This window comes from Weizmannia sp. WK01 (genome assembly GCF_025905465.1).
GTDB lineage: Bacteria > Bacillota > Bacilli > Bacillales > Bacillaceae_C > Weizmannia > Weizmannia faecalis.
Genome location: NZ_CP109616.1, coordinates 3,178,903 through 3,192,027, shown reverse-complemented (window position 1 = coordinate 3,192,027; position 13,125 = coordinate 3,178,903). Strand labels below are relative to the sequence as shown.

The window sequence follows — 13,125 nt, the reverse complement described above, 5'->3', positions numbered from 1 at the left end:
AGGGATAAAGTTGATAGCGAAAACGATAAGCAGTTCAAATATGACCTATATCGGACAAGAAGAATCCGGCGTCATTTCGTTTAAAGGGATCCCCTACGCCAAACCGCCTGTAGGAAAACGGCGATGGAAAGCACCGGAAGACCTGGACCCCGAACCAAAAAGAATCGAAGCTTTTTCATATGGCTCGCCTTGCATACAACCGGTCGATGAAAATGAACCCTCTTCATTTGGGAACCAGTCTGAAGACTGTCTGACATTAAATATATGGACGAGAGAACTGGAAGACGCGAAAAAGCCGGTCATGGTGTTTATTCACGGGGGCGGATTTATTGGCGGAGGTTCGAATGATCCGCTATATGACGGAAAAAGTTTTGTAAAACGAAACGATATCGTATTGGTTTCGATCAACTACCGGGTAAATATTTTTGGATTTCTTGATTTGGAGGAGCTTGGCGGAAAGGCATACGCAGACAGCAAAAATTTAGGCATATTGGACCAAATCAAAGCATTGGAATGGATTAAAGCACATATTCATCTGTTTGGCGGGGATCCAGGCAATATTACGATTTTTGGCGAATCATGCGGCGGCGCAAGTGTTTCGCTACTCATGACGATTCCAAAAGCGAAAGGGCTGTTCCAAAGAGTGATTGCACAAAGCGGGACGGTCAATCTTGTGAAAAATGAGGAGACGGCAAAACAAATTGGAAGGGATTTTGTAAAACTCACGGGTGCGCGTTCGGTTGAGGATTTGCTGGCATTAGGCGCGGACCAACTCAGAGTGTATTGCGACCGGCTGATGGATCTTTATCAGTATAAAAGCGAGATTATGTTTGCACCGACTGCTGACGGGAAATTAATTCCGCTCAATCCTTATCAGGAGATTGAAAACGGATGTGCTGCAGGGATCGACTGTATGATTGGCACAACAAAAGATGAGATGGCCTATTGGCGCCTGTATTACCCGGATTTGGATGATATTTTGGAAGATTATCTGAACCAGCAGCTTTCCATCATCGAGAGTATGTCCGGCATTGTTGCAGCGGCCGCACAGCACCGCATACAAGCCGGTTCTGCGGGTCCATATCAGCTTGCCAACGACATATTGTTTCACATCCCGGCTATAAAATTTGCGGAAGCCCAGTCCCGTTTTGCCAGTACATGGATGTACTTTTTTACCTGGCCTTCCCGGATAAAAGGGCTTGGTGCGTGCCATGCTATTGATTTGCCGTTTGTCTTTCATAACTTAAAAAGTGGGGAGTGGCTGACAGGAAAAGAGCCGCCGGTAACACTGGCTGACCGGATGCAGGATACGTGGGTTTCTTTTGCCCGTAACGGGAACCCCGCTCATCCCGCGATTCCTGCCTGGCCGGCCTATGATCCGGATCACCGTTCCGTGATGCAAATCGATGAGAACAGGCGCTGCATCCGCGGCCACGTTCCGGAAATCCTACGAACAAAGAAATGTACACAGAAAGTCGAATGATTCTTAGGGCGACATTGAACAACATAAGTCATGAAAAAGGCCTGTTTAGAAAAGGAACAAGGTTGATAGGACGCGTCATTTTGTATGCCAATTTCATAGAACGAGGTTTTCTGGGAAACGCCCCCCACTAAAAAGAGTGCGTCCCGAGTAAATGAATCCTAAACAGAAAGGAATAATGGGAATGACCATTGGATTAGAATTTGCATTTCAAGCGTATGTGTCGATTGATGAAAATTTGACGATCGGACCTGTCCCCGGCGGAATCCGCAATATTACGCCGATCACAGGAGGCGTGTTCGAAGGCCCCGGCATAAAAGGAACGGTCATACCGGGCGGGGCGGACTGGTCATTGACAAGAGAAAACGGTGTCATTGATATTTGTGCCCGGTACACATTAAAAACGGATGATGATGTGCTGATCTATGTCATCAATAAAGGGTTGTATATTGAAAAACCCGGAGGCTTGCAGGAAAGGCCGGCTTCAAGAGAAGGAGTGGAGCCGGTGCCGGAATATTTCAGAACGACCCCCGTCTTCGAAGTCTCGAATGAAAAGTATGACTGGTTAAACCGCAACATTTTCGTTTGCGATCCACTTTGTGATCATGCCGGTAAAAGGATTGGGACAAATCTGGGGATATTTATGCCTGAAATTAAAAACAGATGTAATGGACGCGTACACTTCTTTTATCATGGAGCACGCCGTCCTTGCCATTTCACAAATCATGTTAAGAACGAAAACAATGGAAGAAAACAAGCGCGTTGCGGAAGAAGAGGTAGCTAGGAAACTGCTTGCGGGCAAAGACTGTGAACAGGCCGAAATCAAAGCCGTTTTGCCCGGTTATTCTGCCAATTTGCATTTCCGGGTCATTTTACTCAAAGTTACGAAGCCACAATCCGGCACCAAAGATTGGGAAGAAACATTGCTGCAGCTTTCCGCCATGATGAAAAACAGGATAAAAAAGAAAGGCATGCTTTCCCTTATTTCAGCTGCCAAGGACGAAATTGCAGCGATTTGCTTTTTTAAAAAGGACGAGCATAATCATGATCTTGCAACTTTTTCTGATATCCACCAGTCATTGGTGCAACTCAGCATAAAGGACCGTTACAACGGCAAGCACACGATGACGGGAATCAGCAAAGCTTATAAGAATACAGCGGACGTTTGCCAGGCGTATGATGATGCGAAAAAAGTCATCTTTCTGCAACAGATCAACCTGCTTCAAGAAATTTTTTTATGACAAAATCGGCATTTACCAGATCTTGCTATTAGGCGAGAAAAATGAATATGTGGAAACGTTTATCTATGACCAGCTTGGACCCGTACTGGAATATGACGCAAAAATGAATGCCTCTTTATTAACAACACTTGAAGTTTACCTGAAAAACAGGGGGAGGAAAAAAGAAACGGCAAATGAACTGTTTATCGTCAGGCAGACGCTTTACCACCGCCTTGAAAAAATAGAAGAACTGCTCGGCTATCAATTTATGGAGCCGGCCCGCAGGCTTGCGCTTGAAACGGCGATTCTCGCTTATCATATTTATCAATCCGGCCATACGCACTTCAACCTGGAAGATTATCAATTGTAATGGGGGTGCCGCCCGCCGGTTCCGGCGACAGGCAGTGTGGCAGCAATCTGCTGGTCCCTTCCACCAGCCGCATTTTTTCAAGAATGCAGGGAACATTCACCTACACAACGGAATGCCTCCGCGCTGCCAAAGCGGGAGGATTTTTTGTGGATTGAATACAATTGTGACCTTTTTCCTATATAAATTGGTTTTATCACAACTATATTCCTAAAATGGTAAATTTTCTATGAGATTACAGTTGAATTACGTTTTCATAGAATGATTGAAAGTGGCAATATATTTTTTTAAAATAGGGTTTGTGAGTGAAACAAACCATGACCCTTAATATATAGCCAATGAAAATTTTTTTAAACATCCAGGAGGTTTCAATCTTGACTCGAAAAAAAGTATTGTCTGTTACAGCCGGCATGACATTAGCGTCTTTAATTGTAGGTTCTGCATCAACGGAAGCAGCTACATACACGGTCAAAAAAGGAGATTCGTTGTGGAAAATATCCCAACAATATCACACAACGGTTTCCCAAATTAAAAATGATAACCATCTGACAGGCGATATTATTTATCCGAATCAGAAATTTAAGGTGCCGTCTCAAACACCAAAAAAATATAAAATTGTATCAGGAGACACGCTTTCCGGCATTGCCAAAAAATACGGTGTCAAAGTATCTCAACTGAAAGAGTGGAACAACTTAAGCTCTGATTTAATTTATGCCGGAGATACCCTGAAAATTAACAGTTCTTCCGCTACGGTCAGCAGCACTGCCAATAGTACTGCGAATAGTACTTCAAACAGTACTGCAAATAGTAATTCCAATAGCACTGCCAATAACAGCACTGCCAACAGCAGTACTGCAAACAACACCGCCAAAAGTGCTGCAACGCAAAAAAGCACTGCGCCAAACGGCACCTATCAAATTGTGAAAGGCGACACGCTTTCCGGCGTTGCGCAAAAATTCGGCGTGACCGTTTCTCAATTGAAAGAATGGAACCATTTAAGCTCTGATTGGATTGTTGCCGGCAGTGCTTTAAAAGTGGACGGCCCATCCAGTGCGGCAAGCAGCTCGAATGGAAGCAGCACGCAATCCAATCAATCGTCTGGCGCCACAAGCAGCTCTTCTAACGCAGGAAGCGCAAGTTCACAGACAAGCGGCTCGTCCAGCACGCAAAGCAGTTCGTCCAACAATTCGGGCAGCACAACCAACAGCACGCAATCCAGTCAATCGTCCAATGCTCAAAGCAGTTCACAAGCAAGCGGCTCAACCAGCAGCTCACAATCCAGTCAGTCGTCCAGTGCTCAAAGCAGTTCGTCTAACGCCGGAAGCAGCTCATCCAGCTCTGCAAGCACAAGCAGCTCAAGAGCCGTTTCCAAAAACACGGTATCATCAAGTCCAAATTCGGGCTCTTACAGCGGCTCCGCAGTGGCACAAATTGCACAAAAATACATCGGCGCACCGTACCGTTTTGGCGGAACCACGCCATCCGGATTTGACTGCAGCGGCTTCGTATTCTATGTATACAACCAGGCCGGCAAATCCATTGCCCGCCAGTCTGCAGCAGGGTACTATGGCAGCTCTTACCAAGTAAGCAGCCCGCAGCCGGGAGATCTTATCTTCTTCCAAGATACCTATAAAAGCGGAATCTCGGATGTCGGCATCTATCTCGGAAACAACCAGTTTATCTCTGATTCAGACAAGAGCGTCTCAATAAAAAGTTTAAGCAACCCTTATTGGAAATCTCATTTCAACAGCATCAGGAGATTCTATTAAGATGAAAAAGTCGGCGGTATGCTAAGCCGCTCCGTGTTGAGATGTAAAACATCAATTAACACGGCAAAAAACAGAAATAGCAATACAATTCGTCAATAAAAAAGTCTAAAAGCGTGGCTAGTACTAGCCACGCTTTTAACATTGGTTTCAGGTACAAATTCAGATTGAAGATTAGTATTGCATTACTGAACGACTACATAACCAAAAGAGAACATTCAACCTGAAATATTCATAGCTACAAATCCCATTTGATAAATTTTGTTAAATTAGTTGAAAATAACGGTATTTAATTAAGAACCGTAGCCAATTCATAAAATAACTGAATTTTCAATAGAACAACTCTGGTATTTTGGGCATACTTGCCCCTTGACTGAAAAATTTATTTTTTTCAGTTATGAGAAGTATTCTATTGGTCATTCCAATTGTAGCTTTTGAATTCGATTCAGTACATCCCAAAAGAAATTTTGATACACAAAACTCGATGATAGTTTGAAGTAAAGGGATCTGCCTGATTTCACGACTTTACTTGCCGCTTTAATTAACCGAGTACGTATCGTATCAATTTGCATAGTTTTTTGACCTTCCGGAAAACAAAGAGTTCGTAACCAATTGGTCAAATTATATGCAAGAAGTGTTAACATCATTTTTACTTCGTTCACTAGAAAAGCGTGGCTATTCATATGATCAAAGTAAAAGCCATTTTTTGCTTCTTTGATATAGTTTTCCATCGTCCCTCTTTTTTGATAAGCTCGGACGATATCTTGAGGGAAAGCTAATTCAAAGTTAGTAACAAAAAAGGAATGGGTAAAGAACAGCTCACCTGCAGGACGTACCGATTGAATAATCACCCTTCTTGGTTTTGACCATGATTTTGCTTGGTAAATCGTTTCTTCATAATAGGTTTCCGTCTTGGAAACATCTAAAGGTGCGGAAGAAGGATGGTATTCCTTCGCTAAACTTTGTAGTTGTGAATTCGATTTCAACCGAATAATATACAAAACAGATTCTTCTTCACACAGATCGTATAATCCCGGAACAGCAAACCCGCTATCTCCACGAAGAAACAGGGGAGTTTCCGGAAACATTTCGTTATAATGTTTAATGAGAGGCCGAATAAATTCCACCACACCATTTGATGTATAAACATTTCCGGGACGGAGTTGTGCTTTCAAAAAGTCACCAGTCGCACCATCAAAGGCGACTAATGGATGAAAACCCATCGTGCCATAATGAGTATTATATGACGAAGATTCTTGGTCCCCATATGTATCCGAATGAGTCGAATCCAAGTCGATAAATAACTCTTTCGATTGTCGAAAACAATGAATCTTATCAAGCATTTCTTGGTTAGCCAGATTTAATTGTTCAATTGAATCTTTATCAAATCGTGTATAAAAGCGAGACAAACTGGGCTGGGAAGCAAGTGTTGGAGTTTCAATGATTTCCTTAAACACAGGATCATGAGTCAACTGATCAGCCGCATCATCTTCCGCATACCCGGCAATGATTTGATAGACTTTTTGACGTAACAAGTTTTCATTTGAATGAAGATAATATTTCCTTGAATCGTTAAGTCTCAAGTACTTAACTAAAGTCTTTGAAAAACCAATTTTTTCATCGAATTCTCTAAAAAGAAACTCACCTGTATCGGAGGAAAGAGAACCTCCATCATTTGACAATTTAATTTTATGATTGAAATCAAGTGTTTTTTGCGTTAAAGTAACCATATAAAGAGTCCTTTCTGTTTGGTTTTTGTTTTGGTTACTTTAACTTTAACAGAAATAGATTCTTTTTTCATTTTTTTAATGAATTACAATAAAGCCGAAAAGGCTTGGTAATCCATAAGTTATAATAAGTTTCTGAATTTCTGTGAATAATTCAGGTTCAAAAAAGAAATTCAATATAGTGTCGGCATCTATGCTGTAATGGATATCCTTCAGTCATTTTATTTGGTTTTGAAACCTTGATAAAATGAGTTGAAGCATTTATGTTAAAATATACATAAAAGGGTGATTTAATTGAACATTTTATGGGACTTCGATGGAACATTATTTGATACTTATCCTGTATATACCAACATTTTCTCTCAAGTATTGGGAGAAACAGTAGATAAACGGGAAATCTATGGGAAACTGAAAATTTCCTACTCACACGCAATTCATTTTTATGACATTTCAAGTGAACAAGAAGAGGAGATAAAAAAGTTAAAGAAAAATATATCTCCAGAAGATATGAAACCATTTAATGGTGTAGAAGGAATTTTAAATTTCGCAAATAAAAATGTTATTGTCACACACAAGTCTAGGGAAGGTGTTGTCGGCATCCTAAAATATTATGGATGGGATAAATACTTTGTAGATATGGTTACGATTGACGATGGGTTCCCTCGTAAACCTAACCCATCAGCTTACAAACATCTGCACGAAAAATATAGAATCGACCTAGCGATTGGGGATAGAGAATTGGATTTATTACCCGCCAAAGAACTGGGAATTTCAACGTGTATCTTTCAAAATCAAACGGATATTGCAGATTACCAATTACAGGACTACACTGAATTTTTCAATACAAATATTCCTGAAAGATTGAACATGTGACTGATAATGGTAAGTTGAAGTGGTGTTCCGATGAGGTAAACAAGTTGCGTTCTTCATAACGATCCATTCGGCAGCGAAAACCCAAGCTCATTTTATATTAGATATTATAGAGGAACCGAATCTTGGTTCTTTTTTTTTAAGCAGGGGATCAGGCCGGAATATCTTAAAATAGATGCCGAGAAAGTGATCAAAGCAGCAAAAGAGACAACTTTGACGGTTGTATCAAAGTAATTTTAATTATGTTCACACGAAAAAGGGCTGCCTACCCGGTAATTCCTGGAATTGGGAAACAACTGGAATGCTTATCTTTTTCTTGATGCAGGCTTTACAATCTCCCAATTACTTTAGTAAACTAAATAAAGTAATAGCTTTCAGGAGGCGTTCCATTATGGAAGATAGCAAAATGGACCAGTTCCTTACGCATTGGCGGTATATTAACCGGCATCTGCGGGAAGGGCGGCTGGCAAATGAAGATAAGAAGATTACACGTTTACAGTGGATATTGTTGCGGCATGTTGGCAGGTCCGGGCAGTGTACGATGGGAAGCCTTGCCGAACATTTCAATGTCAGCATGAGCACGGTCTCGCAAATGATCGACCGGCTTGAAAAATGGGGATATACTCGGCGCGTGACGTCAGCCCGTGATGGCCGCGTGAAAATGGTGTCCTTGACAGAAAAAGGAGAAGCAATCATCAACGAAGCAAAAACCGCTTATCTCCAGCAGCTGAGCAATGGATTAAGCAAATTTTCAGAAGAGGAGCAGGAACTGTTTATTGGATTTCTGCAGCGGCTGGCTGAGAATTTAAAAGTGTCAAAAGGTGATCCCCAGACGGATAAAAAAGCGTAAGCAGAAATGATTTCCGCAACGTTAAAAGGTGGAATGGTCCGATGCATTTTTTAAGCAAGTATGCCAAAAAGTACTGGAAACTTTTTAGTACGGCTGTTTTCTTTTTAATGTGTGAAGCGCTCTGCGATTTGATGCAGCCGGCGATCCTGTCAAAAATTATTGATGTCGGCGTGGCATCCAGGAATATGCCTTATGTGTTAAAGATGGGCGGCGTGATGTTATTCATCACAGCGTGCGGCGCGGTTGCCGCCTCACTAAGGAGCACGCTCGCAAGCATTGTGTCACAAAACTTTGGGGCGGAATTGCGGTCGGATTTGTTCCGGAAAATCCAAGCACTTTCTTTCCAAAGCATCAATCGATTTGACCGGGCCTCACTCATCACAAGGCTGACCAATGATGTTACCCAGGTACAGAGCTTTATCAATGGTTTAATGCGCATGTTTGTCAAAGCGCCACTACTTGCAATCGGCGCTTTGATCATGGCAGTCCGGCTTGACCCGCAGCTTTCTGTGGTGCTGGCAGTTGTTGTGCCAATTGTCATCATTTTCATTATAGTGAACATGCGATTGGGTTTTCCGCTGTTTATGAAAGTGCAAAAAGCGCTCGACCGCGTGAACGGCATCATGAGGGAATATTTATCCGGTGTCCGTGTCGTGAAGGCTTTTAACCAGTTTCAATTTGAAGTGGAGAAATTCAGCGTGGCAAACCGCCGTCTGCAAGAACGCTCGACTTCTTCGATCCGGATCATGTCCATCTTCAGCCCGGCGATCTTGCTTACAGTCAATTTCGGCATTGTCGCGATTTTATGGATGGGCGGCTTCGGGGTGAACAATGGTACCATGAAAGTCGGCCATATTATTGCTTTTATCAATTATATGACGCAAATTTCAACCTCGTTGATGATGATTTCCATGGTGTTTAACATGTTTGTCCGGGCAAGGGCCTCCACTTTTCGGATCGGTGAAGTATTTGCCGTTGAAGAAAAAACCTTCCCGAACAGATTGAAGCATGAAGTAATGGCTGAAAGAGGGAGAATTGATTTTGAAAATGTCACTTTTTCCTATACCGGACGGGGAGAAGATGCAGTTTTGAAAAATATCACGTTTACCATTTATCCGGGTGAAACTGTCGGCATTATTGGCTCAACCGGATCGGGAAAAAGCACCCTAGTGAATCTCATTCCGCGCTTTTACGATGTAACAGGCGGGTCCCTTAAAGTGGATGGGATGGATGTCGGGGATTTTCACCCGCACGATCTGCGTGAAAAAATTGCGCTCGTTCCACAGAAAAACATTCTTTTTACCGGCAGCGTCCGTGAAAATATTCAATGGGGAAATGACCGGGCAGGAATGGATGAGATCGAACGGGCTGCGAGACTGGCAGAGGCACATGACTTCATTGCGGCCGCGCCTGAAGGCTATGATACGATGATTGGCCAGAGCGGCGTCAATTTTTCCGGTGGGCAGAAGCAGCGCATTTCGATTGCCCGTGCATTGGTGAGACATCCGGAAATCCTTATTCTTGACGATAGTACAAGTGCGGTGGATGTTGCAACTGAAATGCGGATCAAGGCAGCGTTAAAAAGATATGCAAAGGGGATGACTTGCCTTTTGATTGCCCAGCGCATTACTTCTGTGATGGACACGGATAAAATAATCGTGTTGGAGAAAGGAGAAGTTGCCGGCCTGGGCACGCATGAGGAGCTTCTCAGAGCCTCTCACGTTTATCAGGAAATTTATCAATCGCAAATGGGTAAGGAAGTGTTGCAGGATGGCCGGACAAACGAACGGATATAAGGGAAATCAGGCACCGGGGTCTTTTTTGCGGATGGGCCGTCCGGGTGGGGGAGGCGCGGCACGGTTCAGAGGCCCGGCCGAGAAACCAAAGCAGTTTAAAGGGACGTTAAAAAGGCTTTGGGCTTATTTTGGCAGGGAAAGAAACGGGCTGTCCGTCATTCTTGCATTGATTGTGGCCGACTCTGTCCTTACATTGTGCATTCCCTATTTTATCGGCAGGGCCGTTGATGCCATGCCACCGGGCAGAAAGGTCCGTTTTAACCTGCTTGAAATCATGATTTTTGTGCTTACAGCGGCTTATATTGCAGATGCTGTCTTAACCTTTTTACAAGGTTGGCTTGTGGCCGGTGTTTCGCAACGGATTGTACAGCGTTTGCGCAGCCATCTGTTTCAAAAGCTGCAAAAACTCCCGGTTTCTTTTTTTGACGCGAGAACCCACGGTGAACTGATGAGCCGGCTGTCGAATGACATAGACAACGTGAGCAATACCATTTCCCAATCGACAACGCAGCTCATGTCGGGGGTCATTGCCCTTCTCGGTACACTCATGATGATGATCATTTTAAGTCCGGTTTTAACGGTTGCAAGCCTGTGTACGGTTCCACTCGTGTTTTTGCTGACGCGGACAATTGCTAAGCGAACTTCAGTGCTGTTTAAAAATAACCAGGCGGAACTCGGCCGGTTAAACGGGCATATTGAAGAAACGATTTCGGGGATTGAGGTGGTCAAAGCTTTTAACCATGAAGAAAAGGCAATTAAGAAGTTTGAAGAGGTGAACCAGTCCTTGCTTAAGGTCGGGCTGAGGGCGCAAATTTGGTCCGGGTTTCTCATGCCACTTATGAACGTGATTAACAACTTTGGGTTTGCAATGGTTGCGGTTGTCGGCGGGGTGCTGGCTTTAAAAGGCATGATTACCGTGGGCGTAATCGCAAGTTTTCTGACATATTCCCGGCAGTTTGTGCGGCCGCTCAATAATTTGGCGAATATTTTTAACGTCCTGCAGTCAGGGGTTGCCGGAGCTGAGCGGGTTTTTGACATACTGGATGAAAAAGAAGAGGCGGAAGATGCAAGAGAGGCGATCGTGCTCCAGGATCCAAAAGGCCATGTTGTGTTTGAAAATGTCAGCTTCGGGTATCGCGAGGACGTTCCGATTATAAAAAATATCAGCTTTGAGGCAAAGCCGGGCACACGTACAGCGCTGGTCGGGCCTACCGGAGCCGGAAAAACGACGATTGTAAACCTTTTGACCCGGTTTTACGATGTCACGGAAGGCCGGATTTCAATTGATGGCACGGATATCCGGAAGTATACACGAGACAGCCTGAGAAGAAGTTTTGGCTTTGTCCTTCAGGATACGTATTTATTTGCAGGTACCATTAAGGAAAATATCAAATACGGAAATCCTAAAGCGACGGATGAAGAAGTTGAAGAAGCGGCCCGGCTTGCCCATGCCGATATTTTTATCAACCGGATGCCCGATAAATATGAAACCATTTTGTCGGAAAACGGGGGCAACTTGAGCCAGGGGCAGCGCCAGCTTTTGGCCATCGCAAGGGTTTTTCTGGCAAAGCCAGCATTGCTGATATTGGATGAGGCAACAAGCAGCATCGATACACGGACAGAACGTTTTATCCAGGATGCGCTCCTTTCGATGATGGAGGGACGCACGAGTTTCATCATCGCCCACCGCCTGAATACAATCCGCGATGCCGATCATATCATGGTCATCGACCACGGGCAAATCATCGAGCAAGGCAGCCATGACGAACTAATGGCACACCGCGGCCGGTATTATCATATGTTTTATAACCAATTTAAAAATGTGGGAGAGGGGTAGGGGGAATGGCTGTTAGCGCCAAATCGTCTACTGAAGTATTTGGCGCTTTGATTTATCCATCGTTTTCTTCCTCCCAATGATCTGGCGACTCTTCTAACCTTATTCTTGCGGTATAATATATGCTGTCTCCTTGCTTCCCTTTAGCATTTCTTAAGCCAACTGCAAGTTTAAAAACATCATAGAAATCAGCATCGTATCGATATATAAATCGATCATCACGGGTGAATTTTCTTGGGGGTTTTTTCATGGAGAAAAAATCTATCCGGCTCCAATCCTGAAGCTGATACATTAATCTAGTGTTGGGCAGATATGGATTCTTCATTGCGATTTGGATAGCTTTATCATATTGTGTTAAGAATTCATCAAACTGGTCTTCTGTCATTTCCTGTGCAATTTTCACTAAATCAATTGAAATGATTTCCGGATGAAACAATATACGCCGGATTGGAAAGTCTTCATTTTTCATCTTTGAATTTCCAACCTTTCTCTGCCTTATCTTTTAACCACAAGATCCTTTAGTTGCTCAATTCCTTTATATTCAATAAATTTTGATGGGTCGGTTTTCGAACGTTTTCCATACTTTTTGTTAATTTCGTGCATTTCATCAGGGGATATGTTATTCTGCTCGTTTAAATGGCTGGATTCCTCAATGCGTAGACGTTCTATTTCTTTTAATACATTTCGATACCATCTAATTGATTTAGACAAGGATTCTAGTTCTTCCGGATTTAGGCCCTCAACAAATTGAAGCAGTTCCGCTTTATTCTCTTGCTCGATCTTGTCAAAAAGCTGATCCACTTTCTGTGCAGATTCAGACATGCTGAACACCTCCCATGATACATTCCCTCCATTCATATTATATCCTAATCCAGACTTGGAATGAAATAGCACCTGTCCTCTCCAATTTTTCAATTTGAAAAATTACGGGTGGAGATAGGAAGAGGGTGCCGTTTTATAGCAAAAATGGAGTTTCCCCTATTTGCTGGGGGCATCAAACGTGGGTTAAAAACGCCTCCAAACCTTCGAGCAGGCTTGGGGGCGTTGTTTCAGTGCGCCGTGCATGGCGATTCGCTAGGCGGTGTAAGTCCGCTATGGGGGTAGGTAGCGACCAACCATTAGCCAAGAGCAAGGGTGTCCATCGTGAGATGGAATCTGAAGGAAGCTGGAGGCAAAATTCTGACCCGAGGAACACGAACATCATTAGGCGTACTC

General features: G+C 43.4%; 12 protein-coding genes. 9 read left to right on the top strand and 3 right to left on the bottom strand.

Translation table 11 applies throughout. The features are described from left to right. The first annotated feature begins 10 nt into the window (after nt 1-10). The 5 genes from OF158_RS15165 to OF158_RS15145 all read left to right on the top strand — a co-directional run bounded on the left by OF158_RS15165 (nt 11) and on the right by OF158_RS15145 (nt 4,836). Complete coding sequence (locus tag OF158_RS15165; RefSeq protein ID WP_017552305.1) at nt 11-1,483, top strand: carboxylesterase/lipase family protein; 1,473 nt, start codon at nt 11-13, stop codon at nt 1,481-1,483. A 181-nt stretch (nt 1,484-1,664) separates the two neighbouring features. Next, a complete protein-coding gene (locus OF158_RS15160) occupies nt 1,665-2,264 on the top strand; it encodes a DUF3237 family protein (RefSeq protein ID WP_017552306.1) in 600 nt (199 codons plus the stop codon). Then, nucleotides 2,224-2,721, top strand: a complete 498-nt coding sequence (locus OF158_RS15155) for a hypothetical protein (protein WP_017552307.1) — start codon at nt 2,224-2,226, stop codon at nt 2,719-2,721. The genes OF158_RS15160 and OF158_RS15155 overlap by 41 nt, the downstream gene beginning before the upstream one ends. Nucleotides 2,722-2,770: 49 nt before the next feature. Continuing rightward, nucleotides 2,771-3,070, top strand: coding sequence for a helix-turn-helix domain-containing protein (locus OF158_RS15150; protein ID WP_026684764.1), 300 nt, complete (start codon nt 2,771-2,773; stop codon nt 3,068-3,070). 371 nt (nt 3,071-3,441) lie between these two features. After that, nucleotides 3,442-4,836, top strand: coding sequence for a C40 family peptidase (locus OF158_RS15145; protein WP_017552310.1), 1,395 nt, complete (start codon nt 3,442-3,444; stop codon nt 4,834-4,836). A gap of 413 nt (nt 4,837-5,249) precedes the next feature. Here the strand turns inward: OF158_RS15145 and OF158_RS15140 are convergent, their stop codons facing one another. Next, nucleotides 5,250-6,563 carry an IS1380-like element ISBco1 family transposase gene (locus OF158_RS15140; protein WP_048339779.1) on the bottom strand — a complete coding sequence of 438 codons (1,314 nt, stop codon included), beginning with the start codon at nt 6,561-6,563 and terminating at the stop codon, nt 5,250-5,252. A gap of 291 nt (nt 6,564-6,854) precedes the next feature. On the opposite strand from OF158_RS15140, the gene OF158_RS15135 reads away from it, so the two are divergent. The 4 genes from OF158_RS15135 to OF158_RS15120 all read left to right on the top strand — a co-directional run bounded on the left by OF158_RS15135 (nt 6,855) and on the right by OF158_RS15120 (nt 11,913). Beyond that, a complete protein-coding gene (locus tag OF158_RS15135) occupies nt 6,855-7,433 on the top strand; it encodes an HAD-IA family hydrolase (protein WP_035183414.1) in 579 nt (192 codons plus the stop codon). A 388-nt stretch (nt 7,434-7,821) separates the two neighbouring features. After that, nucleotides 7,822-8,280, top strand: coding sequence for a MarR family winged helix-turn-helix transcriptional regulator (locus OF158_RS15130; RefSeq protein WP_035183416.1), 459 nt, complete (start codon nt 7,822-7,824; stop codon nt 8,278-8,280). A gap of 41 nt (nt 8,281-8,321) precedes the next feature. Beyond that, nucleotides 8,322-10,076, top strand: coding sequence for an ABC transporter ATP-binding protein (locus tag OF158_RS15125; protein ID WP_035183418.1), 1,755 nt, complete (start codon nt 8,322-8,324; stop codon nt 10,074-10,076). Beyond that, complete coding sequence (locus OF158_RS15120; protein ID WP_017552329.1) at nt 10,051-11,913, top strand: ABC transporter ATP-binding protein; 1,863 nt, start codon at nt 10,051-10,053, stop codon at nt 11,911-11,913. Before OF158_RS15125 ends, OF158_RS15120 begins: the two co-directional genes overlap by 26 nt. 52 nt (nt 11,914-11,965) lie before the next feature. Here OF158_RS15120 and OF158_RS15115 read toward each other — a convergent pair whose 3' ends face one another. Continuing rightward, complete coding sequence (locus OF158_RS15115; RefSeq protein ID WP_014097012.1) at nt 11,966-12,379, bottom strand: hypothetical protein; 414 nt, start codon at nt 12,377-12,379, stop codon at nt 11,966-11,968. A 26-nt stretch (nt 12,380-12,405) separates the two neighbouring features. Then, nucleotides 12,406-12,732, bottom strand: coding sequence for a transcriptional repressor TraM (locus OF158_RS15110; RefSeq protein WP_014097013.1), 327 nt, complete (start codon nt 12,730-12,732; stop codon nt 12,406-12,408). Between the last annotated feature and the right edge of the window lie 393 nt (nt 12,733-13,125).

Bases quoted from the DNA above. Each gene is read 5' to 3' on its own strand.
- OF158_RS15160 (WP_017552306.1), top strand. From the start codon at position 1,665: ATGACCATTGGATTAGAATTTGCATTTCAAGCGTATGTGTCGATTGAT.
- OF158_RS15155 (WP_017552307.1), top strand. From the start codon at position 2,224: ATGGAAGAAAACAAGCGCGTTGCGGAAGAAGAGGTAGCTAGGAAACTG.
- OF158_RS15140 (WP_048339779.1), bottom strand. From the start codon at position 6,563: ATGGTTACTTTAACGCAAAAAACACTTGATTTCAATCATAAAATTAAA.
- OF158_RS15130 (WP_035183416.1), top strand. From the start codon at position 7,822: ATGGAAGATAGCAAAATGGACCAGTTCCTTACGCATTGGCGGTATATT.
- OF158_RS15125 (WP_035183418.1), top strand. From the start codon at position 8,322: ATGCATTTTTTAAGCAAGTATGCCAAAAAGTACTGGAAACTTTTTAGT.
- OF158_RS15120 (WP_017552329.1), top strand. From the start codon at position 10,051: ATGGCCGGACAAACGAACGGATATAAGGGAAATCAGGCACCGGGGTCT.
- OF158_RS15115 (WP_014097012.1), bottom strand. From the start codon at position 12,379: ATGAAAAATGAAGACTTTCCAATCCGGCGTATATTGTTTCATCCGGAA.
- OF158_RS15110 (WP_014097013.1), bottom strand. From the start codon at position 12,732: ATGTCTGAATCTGCACAGAAAGTGGATCAGCTTTTTGACAAGATCGAG.